At 67.2% G+C, this 19,519-nt stretch carries 9 protein-coding genes; all 9 read right to left on the bottom strand.

Annotated elements, in window-relative coordinates; all coding sequences use genetic code 11:
* Positions 1-25: 25 nt before the first annotated feature.
* Positions 26-12,739, bottom strand: coding sequence for a scabin-related ADP-ribosyltransferase (locus tag ACWCO2_RS33355; protein WP_450131782.1), 12,714 nt, complete (start codon positions 12,737-12,739; stop codon positions 26-28).
* Between the two features lie 113 nt (positions 12,740-12,852).
* The gene (locus tag ACWCO2_RS33360) at positions 12,853-13,209 is read right to left on the bottom strand and encodes a hypothetical protein (protein ID WP_450131783.1); all 357 of its coding nucleotides are present in this window, start codon (positions 13,207-13,209) and stop codon (positions 12,853-12,855) included.
* Positions 13,210-13,251: 42 nt separating this feature from the next.
* Positions 13,252-13,725: a YbaB/EbfC family nucleoid-associated protein gene (locus ACWCO2_RS33365; RefSeq protein ID WP_450131784.1), complete on the bottom strand. Its 474-nt coding sequence runs from the start codon at positions 13,723-13,725 to the stop codon at positions 13,252-13,254.
* Positions 13,722-15,245 (bottom strand): hypothetical protein, encoded by a 1,524-nt coding sequence (locus ACWCO2_RS33370; RefSeq protein ID WP_450131785.1) that lies wholly within the window; start codon positions 15,243-15,245, stop codon positions 13,722-13,724. The genes ACWCO2_RS33365 and ACWCO2_RS33370 overlap by 4 nt, the downstream gene beginning before the upstream one ends.
* 35 nt (positions 15,246-15,280) lie before the next feature.
* Positions 15,281-15,655 carry a hypothetical protein gene (locus ACWCO2_RS33375; RefSeq protein ID WP_450131786.1) on the bottom strand — a complete coding sequence of 125 codons (375 nt, stop codon included), beginning with the start codon at positions 15,653-15,655 and terminating at the stop codon, positions 15,281-15,283.
* A gap of 7 nt (positions 15,656-15,662) precedes the next feature.
* Positions 15,663-15,953: a WXG100 family type VII secretion target gene (locus ACWCO2_RS33380; RefSeq protein ID WP_450131787.1), complete on the bottom strand. Its 291-nt coding sequence runs from the start codon at positions 15,951-15,953 to the stop codon at positions 15,663-15,665.
* Between the two features lie 42 nt (positions 15,954-15,995).
* Entirely contained in the window at positions 15,996-16,334 is a 339-nt protein-coding gene (locus ACWCO2_RS33385) for a hypothetical protein (RefSeq protein WP_450131788.1), read from the bottom strand.
* Positions 16,335-16,477: 143 nt separating this feature from the next.
* Positions 16,478-17,908: a type VII secretion protein EccB gene (gene eccB, locus ACWCO2_RS33390; RefSeq protein WP_450131789.1), complete on the bottom strand. Its 1,431-nt coding sequence runs from the start codon at positions 17,906-17,908 to the stop codon at positions 16,478-16,480.
* A 134-nt stretch (positions 17,909-18,042) separates the two neighbouring features.
* Positions 18,043-19,440 (bottom strand): type VII secretion integral membrane protein EccD, encoded by a 1,398-nt coding sequence (gene eccD / locus ACWCO2_RS33395; RefSeq protein WP_450131790.1) that lies wholly within the window; start codon positions 19,438-19,440, stop codon positions 18,043-18,045.
* Between the last annotated feature and the right edge of the window lie 79 nt (positions 19,441-19,519).

Genomic DNA, 19,519 nt, shown 5'->3' on the forward strand with positions numbered 1-19,519 from the left:
CGATGGGCTCGTGGGCGTCCCCAGACTACTGGTCGGCCACGCCCTCCTGCGAACGCTTCCTTGCTTCGCCAAGCAACTTGCGCGCAGTTTCCCGGCTGCAACCGATTTCCGCAGCGAGCTTCCGCGTGGTCAGCCTGCTGTCGGACTCCTTGGCCTTCTTCACGTGGTTGACCAGCTCGCGATGCGCCCTCGGATCACTCGTGACAGAGCGCCGGAGGCGGTCCGAGTTTTTCAACTTCTGGCCTAAGTCTTCCCAGTTCGTAGTCTTCACCCACTCAGCCAACTCAGGCCTCGGCCGGGTACTCCGACGCATCGAGGTGTCGACTTCCTTGAGCAAGTCCAAGACCAGGCCATGGCTGTAACCGGTCGCGTCAGCAAGCTTCTGCGGGGAAGCGAACTTCTTCTCGACCGTCTTCACGCTGGACTCGTAGGCCTTCTTCAACTGCTCAGCCAGCTCACGACGCGCCGCCGGATCACCCAGCACATCGGTGCGGATTTCCTCCGAGCTCTTCAACTCCTGGACGAAGTCCACCCAACTTGTAGTCTTCACCCACTCAGCCAAGCCAGCCACTGGTCGGGGGGCCTGGCGCCCCGAAGGCGCACGCATCGCGGTGCCGGCTTCCTTGAGCAAGCTGACGACCTTGCCTTCGCTGTAACCGGTTGCGTCAGCAAGCTTCTTCTGGGAAGCGAACTTCTTCTCGACCGTCTTCACGCTGGACTCGTAGGCCTTCTTCAACTGCTCAGCCAGCTCACGACGCGCCGCCGGATCACCCAGCACATCGGTGCGGATTTCCTCCGAGCTCTTCAACTCCTGGGCCAAGTCCCCCCAATTCGCACTCCTCACCCAATCCCGGAGTGCCCCAGAGCCACCCGATCCACCATGAACCACCGGCACGCCGGGTTCAGCCACCGGCACGCTGGGTTCAGCCACCGGCACCACATCTTGCTGCCAAGCGAGGTCCGGGACAGTCGGCAACGAGCTCTCGACCTGCCCCAACAGCTGGCCGGTCAAGACCCCGTCGTGCACCCCCGTAGCCAGCACCGCGCCAGAATCCGAAGACTCCACCCAATACATGCCATCACGATGCAACAGCTCCGTCAGCGACCCATCGGCACTGGTACGCACCACCCACTGATCCAGCAACGTCGACGGCTCCTGCCAGGAAACCCACCCGAACGCCGACTCCGGCAACACATCCAACGACACGTCCAGCCCGGTCGACGTCTCAACGAACCCACTCACGAATGTCCCCGACCGCTGTTCCACCAGCGTCCGCGTCGGCGCATCGAACCGCAGGTAGTCCCCCGAACTCGGTTCGACGAGCTGGAATTCCCTCTCCGACACCGGTTCCCACCTCATCGACCGCGTCGTACCGTCCGGCAGGTAGTGTGTCGCCTCGTTCATGCCGGGGCGCCGGTCGAGCATCACGTGCCCCAACGACTCCTGGCTGGAGCCCAGCAGGTTCATCCGCTGCTGGACTACCACGCCATCCGCATCGCGCAGCGCGAACTCTCCAGCCTGACGACCGTGCAGGGTAGTGGTCAGCGTCGTCCCGGTGTTCTCATCGGTCTGCACGTGGAAGCGTTGGTCCGGGGTCAACCAGCTCGCGCCACCGCCCGGATGACCGGCCGCATCTCTGCCTGCCCGTTCCTCGGCCTGCCGCGCCCGCTGCTCAGCCAGCGTTGCGTCCGGGTGCTCGACGCCCATCGAGCGCAGGTTCTGCTCGGCCTCGTGCAACCTGGCTCGCGCCGCGTCCAGTTCCTGCTGCGCCCGCTGCTTGGCGACCGAACCCGAGCTGGACTCGCCGACCTCCTGCCAGGCTGAATCTTTAGTCCACCGATCTACCTCGGCACGAGCCCGAACATACTGCTCCCACGCCTCAATCCCCGTCGATGGACGTGATTCCTCGTCCCCGAGCGTGAGATCCCGGGTAAGTCCACTCAAAGAATCCACATCGGACGCTTTGCCCGGTGTGGCCGTTAGAAGCGGGTCGTAATGTTGGTTGATCAGATACCAATCCGGTTCGCCCGGGTCCTCCGCACCCATGATGTACTGACGCTTGACCCCACCTGGGAAGAGGATCTCCCGCTCTGCTGGATATCTACCAGCGGGGCCGAGGGTGCGATTGACATCCACCCCACCCGGGGCGTCGACTTCATAGCGCATCAGCCCGTCGTCTGGCATGCCCGGTGACCGGGTCGTGCTGACGTACATCGATTCGACGTTCTGGTAGTGGCTGAACGTGACCAGGTCAAGGTCGGCGCTCGGATCCCGCGGCTCGAACCCGGGCTCGAAGACCTCCTCGACCGGCCTCGAATCAAAGCGGTGCAGCAGATCCGTATCAACCCTCCATAGCGGCGCCGGGATCATCCAGCTCAAGCCGGTGGGCCTGTGCACCGCCGCCTTGAGCGGGTCGAAATCAGGATTCGCGGCAGGCTCGTGCGCCTCGACCGGGATGACCTCACCGACGTCCGTGTGGCCCAGCCACACACCCCTTGGTTGCTCCGTGGAATCGAGGTCTACCCGGTACCATTGGTAGCGCGGATCGACGACCAGCGGCGTGCCATCGGCCCGCCACGCTTTGACCTCGCGGGTGAGCTTGCCGACCAGCTGAGACTGCTCACCGGGCCGAACCGCTTGGGTGATGGTCACGTTCCCCTCGGAGTCGAGCAGCCGCCACCAGCGCCTGTCCTCGCTGAGTTGCTTCAACCGGCCGTCGTCGTCGGTTTCCCCGTCCAGCCAACGCACCGCCGGAGCGTAATCAACGTCGTGGTCAAAGGCCTCATGGGGTGTCGGGACTTCGTGGATATGGCCGAGGTACACGGCCGGATTCACGTGCTTCTTCACCACCGCGCCGTCGGTGGGATCGACCACGAAGGTCCCGTCGGGGAGCGTGATGTGCAGGAGTCCCTTGTCGTCGTGCGCAGCCGAACCGAAGTGCGCCCGCCCGACACCATCGGTGACCAGGACGCGGCCGGTGCCGATCTCGTGCCACACCCGGCCGAACCGGTCCTGCCCACCGATTCCGAAGGACTGGCGAACCACAGCGCCGGTCTGCTGGTCGTATTCGTGGAAATCACCGGTGTCGAGGTCTGTCAGCCGGAAGATGTGCGTCGCCCCGTCGGCCTTCTCGGAGTACTCCAGCTCGAACGGATCGCCATCCTCCTCTGCGAAGAAGTGCGCCGCTGGCTGCTCACCCCGGTGGTCCACGACGACGAACCCGATGTTTTCACCCTGGTCGAACAGGTTGAACCGCTGCTCCAGCACGTTGCCGCTACCGTCTCGCAGCACGTACTCCCCCGCACGGCTACCGTCCAGCGGGGTAGTCATGGTGTGGTCGGTACCGGGAACGGTCTCCGTGTGCTCCATCGCGCCGAACGCTGCGTCCGAGCTCGATTCGATACCCGCCCCGGAACCGCTACCGGCTTCGGTCGTCGCAGTGTTCTGGGAGCCCGACGGCCCGGCTCCGCCGGGAACGTGGGCCGGAGCGCCGCCGCGCAGACCGGAGACACCGTTCTCGTGCTGCTGCGTGGTAGCCGCCGCGCGGCGACCGCGCAGTGAGTCGTGGAGTTCGCGCCTGATTCCGTCGGCCGCGGCCTGATCTCCCCTGCCCAGGGCGTCGGCGAGGCGGCTCACCCACTGCGGCAGCTGGGAGTGGTCGACCATGTAAACGGCATCCGCGCGAGGAAGCTCGTCGACGTACGCCCGGACCGCGGATTCGACGATCGTCTGAGCTTCCGCGTCGACCACGTTCCCGATCTGGGCATCCGTGTCCTCGTCGGCGAGCTTCACCGAATCTGAATGGTCCACCGAGGACTGAGCATCGTCCACAACAGACTTCTTGGCTCCGTCGTTCTGGGAGTCCAGGTTCGGCTGTTCAACATCGACCGACGGTTCCGGTGCACGGTAGATCACCTCACCGGTTTCGTTGTCGACGATCTTCGTGATGTCCTTCACCGGGATCACGCCGGGGAAGGCGATCTCCCGCTCCCACGGGTACGGGTGCCGCAGCCCCCATTTCTTGAACGTTGCGAGAACGTCGATTCCCGGCTCCGACGAAACGATCTCGTAGGTGTACCGCCGCTGGTTGTGCCGGTAGTTGGGGTCGTTGGTCGTCGCCACGAACTGATCAAGGCCGGTCGTCGTGACGTGGAACTCCAGGGAACGGATGTCGTTGATGTCCTTCGGACGCAGGCCGTGCTGCAGGACCTCCGCGGGATCGTCGTTCAGCGCACGCCAGAGGGGCGTGCCCGGTTCCGTCAGCACGAATTCGCGCTCGCGGTCTTCGTCGACGATCAAGTCCCAGTTCACGCCCTGGTGCTGCGACTCCGGCACCGACTGCACATCCGACGGCTCCGAACCATCAGCATCGAGGTCCGGCTTCTGATCCACTTGTTGCTGCGATTCGTGATCGAGGCCGGAGTCCGTGGAGTGCGCCGCGTCTTCGTGTTCCGAGTGCTGCGACGACTCGCTTCCGTGGCCCTCGGATCCGCTGGCCGCACCATCGTCGACCCCGTGCCCGTCGCCCCCGTACACCTGGTTCGACGGCAACTTCCCCCGACGCTTGTCCGACATCGGCTGTTCCGGGCCGTGCCCGCCGGTAGATCCACCGCTCTCACGCTTCGGTGCGAGGAAGTCGCTCATCGACTCCGACTTCACCGCTGCGCTGGAGGATTCCGCAGCATGCTGCTGCTGATGCGCCGTGGACTCAGCAACCAGATCCTCCTGCTCCACCGGCACCTGCTCGGTGCCGCTGTGGTCCTCGGGCGTGGTTTCCTCATGCGCCGGGGAATGCGGCTGGTCGTCCGGTGGTTCGAGGCCCAACAAGCGGAGTCCCGCTTCGTCGGTTCGGAACACCGCGCCGCCTGGCTCGCGCACCACCCGCGGCTCGTTCCAGTGCCCAGGCACGTTGGTGCCGCGGTACTCGGGGGTGATCGACCAGCTCACGTCGCTGCTGACCAGGTAGGTCTTGCCCGACGAGGAATGCTCCTGCTCGAAGGTCTTGCCGCCGACCTCGCTGGTGTCGGTGACCACCTTCTCCGCGGCCGGGCCCTTGATCGAGACCTCGCTTGCCAGGCGCCCGATCTGCCCGGGCCCGGGACCACTCGGATTGGAGTTCCACAGCAGCCCGCCGAGACCGGCGCGGGCGGATGTGCCGCCAGCAAGCGTCTTCTCGTGGGTGACCTTCAGCGTCTCGCTGCCGGTCTGCTTGCCCTCGAACGAGGTGCCCTCGACGGAAACGGCAGTAACTCGCGGATTGCGCAGTTCCGCATTCAGGGTCAACGACTTAATCGGCCCGTGGTTAAGCGTGCCGGCCTCGAAGTAACGGTCCTCGTCGAGGCCCCCGATCCGGTAGCCGTGTTCACCCATCGCCGATTTGAACTGCGACGACAGGGCGCTCTGGGTGGTCATCGCCGAGATCAGATGCCGCGTTCCCGTCGCCCCGGCCGGCAGCGACGGCGCGGGCCTGCCCTCGGTTACCGCGTTCAGCCCGCCGTCGAGCAATGAGTCGATTTCCGAGCGAACGCGGTCCACCCGCACGGTCCCGCGACTGCCCTCCGGGAGTTCGTGCTTCGGAGCCGTCCAGTCCACTCCGGACGTCGCGGAGTTCTGGAGCTGTTCGAGAGGTTGGGCGTCCGCCTCCGGGACGAGGCGGCGCACCGCGTCCTTGATGCTGGCGTGCACGTTGACCGGTTCGGAAGTGGTGGCCGGGAAGAACCGGTCCAGCACGCCGAACGACAGGCTCTGCGGCAGCCGCCCCCAGCCCGACGTCTTCTCGATCGAGATCGTCAGATCGAGGTCATGCACGAACGCCACAGTGCGCCCGGTGTGCTCGCTCTTGTAAGTGGTCTCGATGCTCTTCGTGTCTTCGATGGTGTTCTGCGACTTGTGGCTGCCTTCACCAGCCCCAGCGGTGCCGGGGTTCTTCTGGATCTGCCCCTCAGGGAAGACGCTGAAGACGGCCTGCCCCTGCACGGTGTGCGTCGTGGCGGTCATGTGCTGCTCGGCGAGCTTGCTGGTGGTCTTGGACTCCTCGCTCAGCGTCCACTTGTCCGAGACCGCCTCGACCCTGCCGGGCTTCTCGGTGCCCTTGACCGTGATCGTGATGTCGGTGCGACCGAGCGGCCCGTCGTAGTGGTAGGTGGTCCGGATCCCGCCGCCGACGATGTCGGAGTACAGGGCGCCCAACCCCGACGGCGCGAGCGCGGGGAACAGCCTCGAGTGCACCATCGCGTCGAGCCGGCCCGCGCTCGGGTCCATGAGCCAGGAATACGCCGAGGACGCCATGTGGGTGACCGAGTGGTAGAGCCACTTCACGTAGCTCGCGCAGACGCTGTCGGGGAGTTGGTCGCGGGTGACCGAACCGAGCGCGTCTTCCAGGTGCGACAAGAGGTTGTGGGTGACCTCGGGGCGCACGTTCACCCAGCCGTCGGCCAGCTTCGCGTGGTCCGGCTCCGCGAACTGCCCGCCCTCGTAGTGCGTGGTCGCTTCGTCGTGGGGGTGGTCGACGTGCCACTCGATGTCGCTCGGCCCGGCGATCTGGTGGATCTGGCCGGCCGGAACCCACAGCAGGACGGCGTCGTGGGTGTCCACCTGGGAGTGCGTCCACTCCGACTTGCTGTAGATGTCCCCGACGGGGATGACAAGGTGTTCGGTGTTTCGTCCGCTGAGGACGAGGCTGGCGTCGAAGGAGACGAGGTAACCCGGTCCCTTGTAGGCGCGTTTCTGGGAGCTCTCGTTCTCATGGGTGTGCGTGGTTCCCGACCCGGACTCGTCGGTCGTGGTGTGCGTACCCTGCGGCACCATCGTGCCCTGCTGGTTGAGGCGCGCGTTGGTCCGACCGTCGAGCGACGTTTCCGACGATGCCTTGGTGATCTCGCCGTGCCCGGTAGAGCCCTTGCTCTTCGTGGTGAGTTCGAGACCGAGGGATTCGGCGTGGTCGATCACCTTGGGGTTGCTCAGGGACAGGTGCATCGCGGCTTCGCCGAGGCTGTCGGAGTACCCGGTGAGCAGCTCGCCCTGGCGGTATCGCTCGACCTGCGCGTGGTAGGTTCCGGTGACCGCGCGGTCGAGGTTCGCCCCGATCTCGGTCGGACCGGCGAAGTTGTGCACCCGGTTGGCCGCGATCACGCCGTCCTTTCCCAGGTGCCCGAGCGGGTTGCTGGCCGCCGCGTCATCGCCGAGGCCGTCGTACGCCTTGATTTCGAGCATGAGCTTCTCGCCCATGCCGTGCGGCAGGTTGAGGCTGTGCACGGCGTAGTCATCGGGCAGCTTGGCTTGCTTCCAGCCACCGGGCCGGCTCGGGGTGGAGCTGCGATGGTCGCGGAACTCCGCTGTCGACGCCGGTGGGGTCTCCCCGGCCTGCCCGCCCACCGGGTGCGATCCGGCGGGGACTTCGGCGGTGGCGTCGGCCGAGAAGGAGCGCTCGCCGATGCTCCCGTTCGGCCCGAACACATCGATGGTGTAGTGGATCCGCTGGGTGTTCTGGTAGTGCGTGCCGGTCTTCCACGAGGAGGCGCTCTGGTGCCCGGCGGTCACCGTCACGGTCCGCTCGAAGTCGCCGATCTTCCTGGTGTAGCTACCGGAGAACTGCGCAGTGCGCAGCGGGAAGTTCGGGTCGGTGGGGATCACGCCACCGAAACCACCGGTGGCGATCCAGTTGCCCTTGGTCTTGGTGGTGTGCTCGTCGTGCGAGGATGCCGTCAGCGTGCCCTTCAGCTCACCGTCCCCCGGCACCGCCACCGGTGTCGCCTCGTAGCGCCCGGGAGTGGCGCGGATCTTGACCCAAACGTGTTCAGTGCCGGTGGAGGTGCCGACGTGGGTATCGCGCGGCATCAGGAAGGACCACCCGTCGCCGACGAGCTCGGCAGCGTGCGCGGCGAACGAATCCGGCGTGATCAGCGTGTTGATCCGATCGACGTTCTTGCTGACGTGCGGGGCCTGGTGGCCCGCCCCGTGGTGCGGCGGCAGCACGTCACCGTCGAGGATCTGGTGGAGTTCGGTGGCGACCCGGTCGACGCCGCCGAACTCGACCTTGCCGCCGAGCACGCTCAACGGGGAAATGCCGCTCAGCGGGGTGGCCGTGTCGGACTGCACGGGTGTGCTGCCGGATGATTCGAGTTGCTGCGACGCGGAATCCCAACCATTGCTGACAGCGGCCTCGGGGCTCATCCACACGGTCGCGCCAGCTTCGACGTGGTGCGGTTCGACATCGATGCTGTTGCCGTCGTCGAAGACGATGCGGACGTCGTAGTCCAGCGTCGTCCGGTAGGCCCGCAACTGTCCGGTGCTGGTGTGCTCAGACTCAAGTGCGGAGCCCGTGGTGTTCTTCATGGTGTGCTCGTCGCTGCCGGCACCGCCAACCTTGGCCTGGACATTCACGTCGCCGCGGGCACCGGCCGCGAAGCTCGCGTCCTGCGGGCGGGGTATTGCGACCAGACCGCCGCCACCGAACCGGACGTCGGTGCTCTGCTTGGTCAGCTCCGATGCGGCGTGCTCGGTCTTCGCACCGCCGCTGTCGGTGACGGTTGCATCCTGCTCGTGGATGAGCGTCGGCGAGTGCACCGAAGTTCCGATGTGGACGGTGGCGGTGCGCGTTCGACCGTGGTGCTGGTACTCCAGCGTCTTGGTGATCTCGCGGCCGCCGAGCAGGTCGCCCGCCCGCAACGACAGGTCGGAGCCACTCACCATCTCGCGGAGCTGCCCGCGAGCCGTCGAACCGACAGCATCGAGCTCAAGCCGCAGCGGTTGGTTGGCGGGCAGCGTCTTGGTGATCTTGTCGAAGAGCCCGTTGTCGCCGCGCAGGTGCGCGGAGTACATTTGCTGCGGGTGGGGTACCCGCGTGTCGGTGACCGGAATGGTGTCCGTTCCCGATTGCAGCGTTGCGGGAATCGTCACTTCGATCCCGGACTCCTGCGTGCCGTGCCGCGTGGCGGAAGCACCGTCGTGACGGGTGACGGTGATCTCGTGCCACAGGTCGTGACGGGTCGAACCGGTGGCGCCGGGCAGTTCGACCTTCGAGGAGTGCTGGAGCTCCGATTCGGTGCCGAACTTCCACCCCGGCACCGCGGACGCCTTGACGGTTGCATTCGCCTCTACCGCGCTGCCCATCGGGATCGTGGTGCCTAGCCCGAACATGCCGGTGAGCTCGGCACCCTTCTCGCGCCGCACCGTCGAGGCGTTCTCGTCGGACGTCTTGCCGTAGTCACCGGAGGCGTTCTCCACCTTGTGCTTCGGCTCGTCGATCACCGGCCCGGCCACGGGCGACTCATCGCCGACCAGGCGGGTGCGCACGGTGACCTCGACGGAGCCCGCGCCGTGCCCGATCGACTTGGTCACGCCTTCCTCGGACAGCGTGGTGAAGTCGTCCTTCAGCTGCACGTCCGAGAAAGCCGCCTGGAACCCGTTCTGGACCGACTCATCGATGCCGAGCTCGGTCATGGCGCCGGCCAGATCGGCGCGCAACTTCGTCCCGTCGACATCGGTTGCCTTGACCAGGTTGGTCGCCACTAGATCCTGCTTGTGCTGCGTCGTGGGACTGGCCGGGGGCGGGGCGTCGTGGTGGAGCTCCTGCAGCTCGATGTCGCCCGAACCCATCTCGATGGTGACGTGGTCGGGCTGGTGGGCCGTATCCGAAGTGGACCGCGTTACGGGGTTCGACGGCCCGGCTTGGCTGCCGGAAACCAGGGTTTCCGTCGTGTCGTGCGAACCCGACGAGCCGGCCTCTTCCAGCACTGGCGGCACGCCCTTGTGCAGATGCGACTGCTGCTGCCCGCCCGGCGCCCCGCCGTAGAGACGGCCCTTCGTCGCCCAGTCCTTGTACAGCGGGTTCGGATTGTCCTTCGGGCCGCGCAGCTCATTCACGAACTCCTCCGCGGCTTTCCCATCGCCGTGTTCGTACAGAGCTGCCAGCTCGTCGAGGTTCCGCTCGTGCTCTGCGATCTTCTGCCGATCCAACCCTCCGTAGTGCAGGTTCTTCTTCCGCGCGAGCTCGTGCGCTTTCTGCTTCGCCTGGTCCGAGACACCGGAGCGCGAAGTCGCGTCGGTTCCTGCAGGTCCGGGCTTCGGCTTTCCAGCTGCGACGTTGTCGCTCGACGACTGGGTCGACCGCATCGGCCGCTTTCCCTTGGCCCTTTCCGACAGCGGTCCGCTCGCCTTGTTCTCGGGCCGTTGCGGGGGGCGGGCGTCGCCGGTCGTGGCAGCTGCGGTGGCCGCGGCTCTCTTTCCTTGCGTGGTCGACGTGGTGGGGCGCGATTCGGTGGCGGGGGTGTGGGAATTGCCTTGGCTCGCAGCGTGCGAGGCGCCGGACGACGTCGTGGTGGGGCTCTGCGTCACGGGAGTCGGCGAGGTAGTCGGGATAGGGCCTCGCTGCGCGGTCGACTGCGGCTGGTCGACGGTGGTGTGGTGCGCGGTCGGCTGGGTCTGCGGCGGCATCATCATCGGCGGCGGCGTCGTCTGCTGCGTTGTGTTCGCCTGCTCCGAGGAGTGCTCCGACTGCGTCGAGCCGGTCTCCTGCTTCGGGGTGGAATCCAGGCTTGGGGCGACCGTCTCGTGCTGCGCGGTGGACGGGATCGTGCCCGCCTTGTGCGTGCTCTCGCTGGTGGTCGGCGTCTGCGTGGCGTGCGAGGACGCCGTCTCCGTTGAGGACTCAGAGTGTGCGCTGGAGGTGTTCGAGCTGGTTTGATCCGTCGGCTTCGTCGCGAGGTTGCCATTGGTTTCCTGCTTCGCGGCCGTGGTTTCCGTCGAGTGGACCGCTGTTTCGTGCTGGGACTTATCGGATTCGCCGTGGGCTGCGTGCGATTCCACCTCGTGTTCGGTGGTGTACGCGGTGTCCTGCTTCGCAGCCCCGTTGTGCTGCTCGACCGGATTGGTGACCTGATGCTGCGGCGAACCGTCCCGGTGCTCGGCGCCGACCCCGTGCTGGGACTCCGCCTGCTGATTCTTGGCAGAAGCCTCCTGGTGCTGGTCGGCCTCGGGGTGCGTGGCCACTGGCTGCTGCTGACCAGCCTCCTGGTCCTGACCGGCTCCCTGATGCAGCACAGCTTCTTGCTGCTCGCCGACCTGAGCAGCCTCCTGGTGCGACGAAGCAACCTCCTGCTGACCGGCCTCCTGAGATTGGCCAGCGCCATGATGCGCTGCAACTTCCTGCTGCTGACCAGCCCCCTGGTGCTCGACAACCTCCTGCTGGCCGACCTGCTGGTGCTGGGTGGTCGCCGGCTCTTGGTGGGTTTGCGCGTGTTCGGAGGCGGATTGGTGGTCCTGACCCGTCGACGTGGTCTGGAGGCTTCCGGCCTGCGTTCCCGCACCGGTGCTGGTCGCCTGCGAAGTGCCGTCGCTGACAGTCGACACCGAAGGAGACTTGTCCGTCGCCATGCCCGACGAAGTGGTCGGCCCCTGCTGCTGCCCGGTGGTGGTGCCCTGTTCCTGCTTGGCCGCTGCTTGCCCGGCTGCGGCGTTCCCGGAACTGGTGGCCGAGTGCTGTCCCGCCGTGCCCGAAACACCCGACTGCTGGGACGTCGTCGCCGCGTGACCCGCCGCGATGGTCGCCGCAGCCGCAGCCCCAGCGTTGTTCGCGGCGCCGCCCTCGCCGCCGGTTTCTGAGTACCCGGGTAGCGTCGCATCTTGCTTGGTGTAGGCCGGAAGCCCTTGTCCGGCCGCGGTTTCCGACGTAGCACTGCCGAGGCCGCTCTTGTCGGTCGATCCCAGGGACTCGGTCTGCAGCGCCTTCGCCGCCGCTGTCGTCACCGGGCCGAGCGACTCCGTCTTCGGGGTGTCGACGAAGGTGGAGTCGGCGGCCTTGTCTACCGCGGCTGCCGAGGCGGCGGCCTCCTCTGGGGTGAGGGCCCTGTGCGACGTGGACTTGCCGCCGCCAAGACGGCCGAAGCCACCGGCCATGGCCGAGGTGAAGGCGTAGCTGTTCGTCTGGTCGTGGCCCTGCACCGCCCCCGCCGCTTTTTCGCCCGCATACCCAGCGGCTCCCTGCATACCGGCATTAGCCACCGCGCCGGCCGCCTGGCCAGCCGCGGTCCCCAGCCCCTTCTTCGCCGCCTCCCCCAGCGCACCGCGGGCCATGGCCCGCCCCAGGCCCTGCGCCGCCGACGTCGCCAGCCCACCGCCGACACCACCAAAAGCCCCGCTGATGGCCGCGCCCTTGATCCGATCATCGTTCCACTCGGTGCGCTGCCCGGTCGCCAGCTGAAAGCCCTGCGTCCCGACCTCGGTCCCCAAGACGATGGCCTCACCGATCACGATGTTCGTCGCGACGTGCTTGGTGATGTTCCACAGGACGTTCTTGATGATCTGGCTGATCGCGAGCCGCACCGTCGCCACGATCCCGGCCGAGACCGCCCCACCGACGATCGGGATGAACGCGGTCGCGATCGCCGCCGCGACAAAGCCCAGTTGGACGATGATGGCGACCTTCGCCGACTGGATATCCGCAGCCGCGTTGCGCGCCTGGTCCGACCGTTCCTGCGCGTTCTTCTTCAGCTCGGCGAGGCTTTCCACGCCCTTCGTTTCGGCATAGTTGCGGTAGGCGTTCGCGAACTCCCCACGCATGTCCCGCGAAACATCGGCAGCCGACGCCCGCACAAATTCTCCGAGGATTTCGATTTCCGAAGCCATCTTCTGCCAGGCATCCGCGATCCGGTTGAGCCCGTCCTCATCGCCTTCGGGCCAAGCCTGTCCACCGACGATGCGGAACGCTTCCTGCAGCCAATCGGGAAGTTTTGTGGGCATGATCGCGGTCCTTCAACCTCGGGAAGCGCAAGGGGATCGGGTTGGCCGAATGCGCTACCCGCGGTCCAACCCGATCCACGCGAGTTCTTCGCAGCCGACCTGGGGAATGCCGGTCAGGACTTCGTTTCCGAAGGAGACTCCTGGTAGAGATCGGCTGCGGCAGCGCGAACGTTCTGGGCGTTGTAGTCGTCCTGCTCCTGCAACATCCGGGCGGAGTCAGGCAACACCTTCTCAGCCACCTGGAGCATGTTCGTGCCGGTCTTCTCCAGCCCCTCGGTCAGTTTGTCCGCCGCCGGCTTGTAGTTCTTCTCGAACTCCTTGCCGATCTCGTCCTCGCTCCAGCACTTGTCGTCCGCCTGCAGCGCGGCCTTCAGCTCGCCCAGCGATCCCTGGAAACGCCGCACCGCCTCCGCCAGCTTCTGGGCATCGGCGTTGACGCCCGGGACATTGACATAGGTCTCATCTGCCATGACATGCTCCTCACCCGCGGTGGCCCGAAAGGCCGACCGGGATCATCCAGTCCTGCCGCGATCCCAACCGTCGTCGGCCTCGTCTTGCGTTCGCCGCTGCCCGGGGAGTCCACCCAAGGGGTCTTCCAGCGCTGGGCGCATGATCTGCCCGAGCATCTCGCCCAGGTCCGCCTCGCCGCTGGCGAGCCCGTGCAGGTCGACGTCGCCGAAGGCTTCGGCGGGCATCAGTTCCTGCACCTTCTCTGCCGCCTTCGCCCGGCTCTGCTGGATGGTGCGCAGCAGGATCTCGCCCAGTTCGGCGGGGGCCATCGTGCGGTAGTCGGTGTTGAGGAACTTGATCTCGCGCAGTTCCGCCTGGCCGTCGAGCACGATCGCGACCATGCGGTTCGGCGACTCGACCCGGGTAGTGGTCTCGGCCAGCGTTCGCTGGAATTCGGCCAGCTTCGCCTGCTGCTCTTCCAGTGCCTGCAACGCCGAACTCATGTCCAGCGGCGAGCGCGGCGCATCGGAGCTCATCCGGTGTCCTCCTTACCTCGTTCCGGGTGCGCTCGACCGAGCGCACCCGCCGATCCGGCTCCGACCTGCCAAGTGCTCGGATCCTCGTGCTCCGCGACGTTGCGTTCGCGTTCCTGGTGGCCGGATTCCTGCTGTTCCTTCTGGCCCGCGCCGCCCATCGTGCGCGGGTTCATCGGCGGCATCCCGCTCTGCGGGCCGCCCGCCCCCTGTGAGGCGGATCCGGTGCTCGGTTGCCCGGTGGGCCCCGAGCCGGTTTTCACCGGAGCGGTCAGTGAACCCCCGTCACTGCGTAGACCGGTCGGCGGCGGTGGCGGCGGGGCCGTCGCCGAGCCGGGTAGGAAGCGCGATGTTCCCAAAGCCGCCGCAGCGGACCCAGATGCCGCCGGGGAATGCGCATTCGCGGGTTGCACTGCCGGGGGCTGAGCCGTGGTGGCGTCGGTACGGTCCGGCGGCACCGTCTCGGCCGTCCGACCGTTGCCGTCTCGCGCCGATTCCCGCTGCTCTCGGGATTCCGCACGCAGGTCCGAAGTGGACTTTTCATTTTGCGCCCGGCTATCCGATGCACTGCCGCGCGCATCGCGGTCTTCATGACCTGACCGTTCCGCGCCTTCCGGCTCCGATCCCTCCGCGCGGTAGCTGGAAACGCGGTTCCTGTCGTCCTCTTCCCCAGTGCTCTTGCGGCTCTCCTCGGACTCGTCACCGCCGCTTTTCCGCCGGCCATCCTTCTTCTCGTCCCGCTTCCGCGTGTTCCGCCCGAGCACCGCTGCGGCAGGCAGTGCCGCGGTCGGCAGCACCGAACTCCAGATGGAGGCGGCCGAGCTTTCACCCGGTTCCTCGATGGTCGAGAGCCCGTCCGCCGACGAAACCTCGCCCGACGTGACCCCGGAGTCGCCGCCTCCTTCCATCGACGACTGGTTCGCCTCGGTAGCGGAAACTCCGCCTCCCGAACCGGCCAGCCCGGTGTCGGCGGAGTCCGATCCGCTCGCACCGGCGCTGCCGTGGAAACCCGCCGCAGTGGCGTGCACCGATCCTCCGGGCGCGGAGGCCTGACGTGCCGGTGGCGCGCGGAAGCGGCGGCCCGTGCTCTGGTAGGTGTTGGCCAGCCTCCGGAGCACGTCCTGCGCCCTGCTGTCCTGCTCGGCGCGGACCTCTGGGTCTGCAGCCGCGCCGTCACCGGCCTGTTGCGACCGGACGTCCCCGATCTCCCGATTGGCCTCCGCCAGCGCGTCGCCGAGCTCGTTGAGCAGTCCGGCGTAGCTCGGCTCCGCGAGCACCTCGACGACCTGTTCGACCCGGTTCAGCAGCTGGTCAGCCGACTGGGAGAACATCTCGAAACCGGGGCCCTGCCAAACCTGCTCCAGGTGCCGGAGCCGACCGCGGAACTGCCCGGACGCCGAACGCAGGCGTGCGGCAGTGCGGTCGAACCGCTGCGCGGCGTCGTAGAAGCTGTGCGGATCGGCGTTGGACAGCGCCCGCACGGCCCCGTCCACGTCGCCGGGGACGTCGTCCGAGCCGGTCATCGCACCTCCCTTCGAAAATCCACAATGGACAAGTTTCAAACTTGGTGAACTACCGGATCGCCGGAAATGCCCCGCACGGCACCGTCGAACGCGTCGGCCAACCCGTCGCCCAGGGACTTCACCGCCGAACCGTTGTGCTGGTCGAGCGCCTGGACGTCAGTCGCGAACCGCGCCATCCGCTCGGAGAGTTCCCGGAAAACCCGTTCCAACCGCTGGCAGTGCGCGGCGACCTCGTCCCGCCGTTCAGCGAGCAGGTCCTGCAACCACTTCCCCGCCGGAAGGTCCCCCGCATTGGGCGCGACCCCGGCCAGCTCGGCGTATCCGGCGCACTCGTCGGCGATACCTGCGACCACCGACGCGGCCTTGCCCAGCTCCACGACGTCGACCCGCATGGCACCGTTGTCGGTCATCGCGTGCTCACTCGAAGCTGGAGGCCAGCTTGCCGTCCATCTGCCGCATGTTCTGGTGCCCGGTGTCCACCGCGGTGGAAACCCGGTCCAGCGTCTCGTTCATGGCGGTGAACGCGGCGTTGATGTTGTTGGCCTTCGTGTTGTAGGTCTGCGACGCCTGGGCATCCCAGGACTGCAGCAGATTGCCCGTCTGGTTCTTCAGGTCGTCGATCTTCTGCGCGAGGGCTTTGGTCGCCCCGCGCATCTTTTCGACTCCTGCCCCCAGCGCCGTGTACTGGTACTGGATCTCGTCATCCATTGGTATGCGTCCTTTCGTGCTTCGGGGTGTGGTCCGCGACGGCTACCTGAGGAAGTTGCCCATATCGGTCCCCTCGGCGCCCATTCCGCTCCGGCGGACCTGGCCTGCGATGTCCTGGTCCTGCGTCTGGTACTTGGCGCTGGCGTCGCGGATCGCCTGCGCCATCGCGTGGAGCTCGTTCTCCACCGTCAGGCACTGGCGGTCCCACTCCATGTGCACGTCGTTGAGGGCCTGGATCATCGACCCCTTGTTCTGCGACGCCATGGTCGCGATCTCCACGCCCAGCGAGGTCCGCGCGCTCTTCACCTCCTCGCCGGTGCTGTCGTGCTGGGTCGAGATCGCGTTCAGCCGCTCCGCGACCAACCGGGTCTGGTCAGACATTCGTCCGGTCTCCTGTTCTTCAGGCCTCATCAATGGGTTTCACGTCGATTCGGGCGCTCCATCGCCCTGTTCAGGACAGCACCCCCACGGCACCGGTGGTGCTGTTGCGGACACTTCGCCCTTTTCAGTAGGGGGATTCCTCATCAGTCCCCGGGCCGCACCTCTGTCGCGGTGCCCGGCGCCAGCGCTACGCCGTCGGGCAGCAACGCGAGCAACTCGCTGGGCACCGGCAGCGGGTCGACGCCCGCATAGCCGAGCGCCCCGAGCGAATCGGGCCCAGACAACGGGTACTTGATCCCGAGATCTGTGATCAAGTAGCGCGCGCCGGCCGGGGCACCCGGGGCAGGCAGATCGCGGGCCAGCACGCCGAAGGTCGGCGGAACCGAGACCAGGAAGGCCAGCTCGCCCGCCGGCTGCGGCGACCGGATCACGCCGGAGAAGCGTGCATCGTCGCGCCGCACCATGACCACCTCCACCGGGACCTCGCCCCCCGACCCGACGGCGAACCGCGCGCACGGCACGTCGCGGTCGTTGCGGTCCACCGGGGTGATCTTCGGCGGGTCCACCGGCAGTTCCGGCGGCACCGCCGCCAGCGCGGACCGCGGCACCGAGCCCACCGCCGCCGCGTCGATCGCCACCGCGCCCGGCTTCGAGCCGGGATAGGCGGCGGCGAGGTCCGGGTCCGCCAGCAGCAGTCCCGCCCCGGTGCGGCTCAACGGCGCCAATCCGTCCGGCAGCAACACGTAGAACCGGTCGTCCCCGAGGACCGGGTTGTGCACTTGGTAGACCTGCCCGACCCGCCCGGCCTCCCCCTTCACCGAGAGCGCCGGCTTGCCCAACTCGGGCACGTCAGGCGCGGTCAGGTCCGGCCCGCTCGGCAGCGCCTGCACCCACGACGAGGCCACCGGGAGCGGACGCACGGCACCGTAACCGAGCGCGTCGATCACTGCTTGCTGCGGTATCCGGAACCGGCTTCCTCGCCACACCAAGTACTTCGAACCGTCCGGTGTGTACACCAGCAGGCCCGAATCCGGACCCAGCGGGACACCCGCGATCTCGCGGACCTGCAACTCTGTCACCGGTGACGGCGTGTTCGACTTGTCGTAGCTGGTGTCGGCGCAGACGAACCACGGCGCGCGCGTCAGCGCGTCGGGTCCGGGCAGCGAGTCGGGTGCGTTCGGGATGCCCAGCGGAAGTCCGCGCGGCACGTCCCGCAGCGAATTGCTGGACACCGACACCACGTTCGCCTGCGGGCTGTTGACGATCAGCCGAGCCGACGCGAAGTTGAGCACCGGCCGCAGGCTCCCCGCCAGGTAGAGGTACTTCGCGCCGGTCTCCTTCTCCACGATGATGCTCCCGGGCGAACGCCACGAGTTGTTCGCGCCCGGGGAGATGACCCCGGCGATGCCGAAGACGACGACCACCAGCGCCGCGACGAGGCAGCCGATGATCGCGTTCACCGTGAATCGCCGGGTGGGTGGGTTCGGATCGTCCGGCCGCCCGGAGAGCAGCGCGGAGATCAGTCTGCCCACGACGAAGAAGTAGGCCTGGACCTGGTCACGTCGGGATCGCATGAACGCTCGCCTCAGAACCGGTTCGGATAGGACAAGTTTGCTGACCGCTTGGGTCTGCTTCACAAGCGGCGGTAGCCGCTTGCGGTGTTGGACTCAGCTCGCACCGCTACGCGAAGCGAGCCCGGGAACATTCCTCAGCCGGCGAGCCCGCGCACGAGCAGGTAGACGTCGAGGACCGCCAGCAGCAGCGGGATCAGCGCCACCGCCACCAAGCCCTCCACGATGTCGATCGCGCGTCCCCAGTACGGCTTGGGCCGCCGTCCGGGCATGGCCCGCGCGCACAGCAGGAGCACCAGCACGAGCACGAGCGAGACCGGGAACAGCACGGCCAGCCGCAATACCGGATCCGCGCCGACCAGCAGCCACGCCCAGAAGACCGCGGCCCCGTAACCACCGGCGATCAGCACCGGCCACCGCGACCAGGCACCTTCCAGCGAACGCGCGCGCAGCAGCAACAACCCGGCGGTGACCAGTGCCAGCACCGCTTGCCACAGCTGCCACGTGGAGATGACCAGGGTGAACAGGGCCACCTCGGTCACCGTGAGCGCGATGTTGAAGGCGACCAGGTACTGCGCTGCTACCGCCGAACGCTCGACCACGGTCTCGTGCGGGACCGGTTCGACGTCCTCGTCCAGTTCGTCGGCGCTGCTGGGCAGCGCTGGCAGGGAAAGCCCCGCGAACCGGAACGACATGGTCGGCACGAAGCTCATGAGGACCACGCAGAGCGCCAGCCCGAACGCCGCTGCTTGGTCGGCGCGCCACGACAGGGCGGCGCTCACCAGCAGCACCACGGTGATCAGCGCTCCGGGTAACAGGATTCCCGCGAACAGCAGTGCCGCGTCAGAGATGCTGAGCAGAGCGAGCACCGCCACCAACGCTCCGAGGACCGCCGCGCACACCAAACCCATTGCGGGCGGCGCCGCGGCGTAGATCGCGACCGGTAAGAACCACCCGCACTGCAGGGCATAGGCGACGCCCACGACACCCAGCACCGTTCCGGTGACGGTTGCGGATTTGGCCCGAGCGAGCGTTCCCCCCGCCACCAGCAGACCGGCGGCGGTGGCTCCGGCGAGCACAGTGGACAGCAGCGGGTTCTCCGCGACAGCGAGCGTCATCCAACCCAGCGCCAGTGCGAACGCTGCGAACGACAACAACATCCACCGCGTCAACCGGTCGTTCCAGCGGTCCCGGCGAGAACGCATCTGGCTCGCGATCCCGTCGACGAGATCGTCGAAATCCATCTCCGGCAAGGCCGTCGACCTCGGTCTGAGGTAGATGGTCTCGCCGTCGGCGAGACCGATTTCGGCGGTCGTGCGGTTCTCGTCCAGCGGGGGCTGCCCCAGTCGTTGCAGCACCCACCCTTCGTGTTCCACCCCCTGGTCGGCCAAGTCCTGACCCGCGTGCCGCAGGATCGCCGGCAGCAGGTCGGTCAGCGGGACCTCGGTGGGCACCGCTAGTTCGACCGACCGGGATCCGACCGCCAGACGTAGCCTGACGAGTCGGCTTGTGACATCCTTGGCAGTGCCTTTCATTTCGGTGTCCGGTTCCTCTCTGGCTGGCTGGCCGCAACCGCGACACGGCGAAAAGTAGCCGCGTCGAACCGCTCGCGAA

It is taken from the genome of Saccharopolyspora sp. NPDC002376 (assembly GCF_053593195.1).

Coding starts and splice junctions, on each gene's coding strand:
- eccB (WP_450131789.1), bottom strand. CDS start 17,908: ATGCGATCCCGACGTGACCAGGTCCAGGCCTACTTCTTCGTCGTGGGC.
- ACWCO2_RS33385 (WP_450131788.1), bottom strand. CDS start 16,334: ATGTCTGACCAGACCCGGTTGGTCGCGGAGCGGCTGAACGCGATCTCG.
- ACWCO2_RS33375 (WP_450131786.1), bottom strand. CDS start 15,655: ATGACCGACAACGGTGCCATGCGGGTCGACGTCGTGGAGCTGGGCAAG.
- ACWCO2_RS33355 (WP_450131782.1), bottom strand. CDS start 12,739: ATGCCCACAAAACTTCCCGATTGGCTGCAGGAAGCGTTCCGCATCGTC.
- eccD (WP_450131790.1), bottom strand. CDS start 19,440: ATGAAAGGCACTGCCAAGGATGTCACAAGCCGACTCGTCAGGCTACGT.
- ACWCO2_RS33370 (WP_450131785.1), bottom strand. CDS start 15,245: ATGACCGGCTCGGACGACGTCCCCGGCGACGTGGACGGGGCCGTGCGG.
- ACWCO2_RS33360 (WP_450131783.1), bottom strand. CDS start 13,209: ATGGCAGATGAGACCTATGTCAATGTCCCGGGCGTCAACGCCGATGCC.
- ACWCO2_RS33380 (WP_450131787.1), bottom strand. CDS start 15,953: ATGGATGACGAGATCCAGTACCAGTACACGGCGCTGGGGGCAGGAGTC.
- ACWCO2_RS33365 (WP_450131784.1), bottom strand. CDS start 13,725: ATGAGCTCCGATGCGCCGCGCTCGCCGCTGGACATGAGTTCGGCGTTG.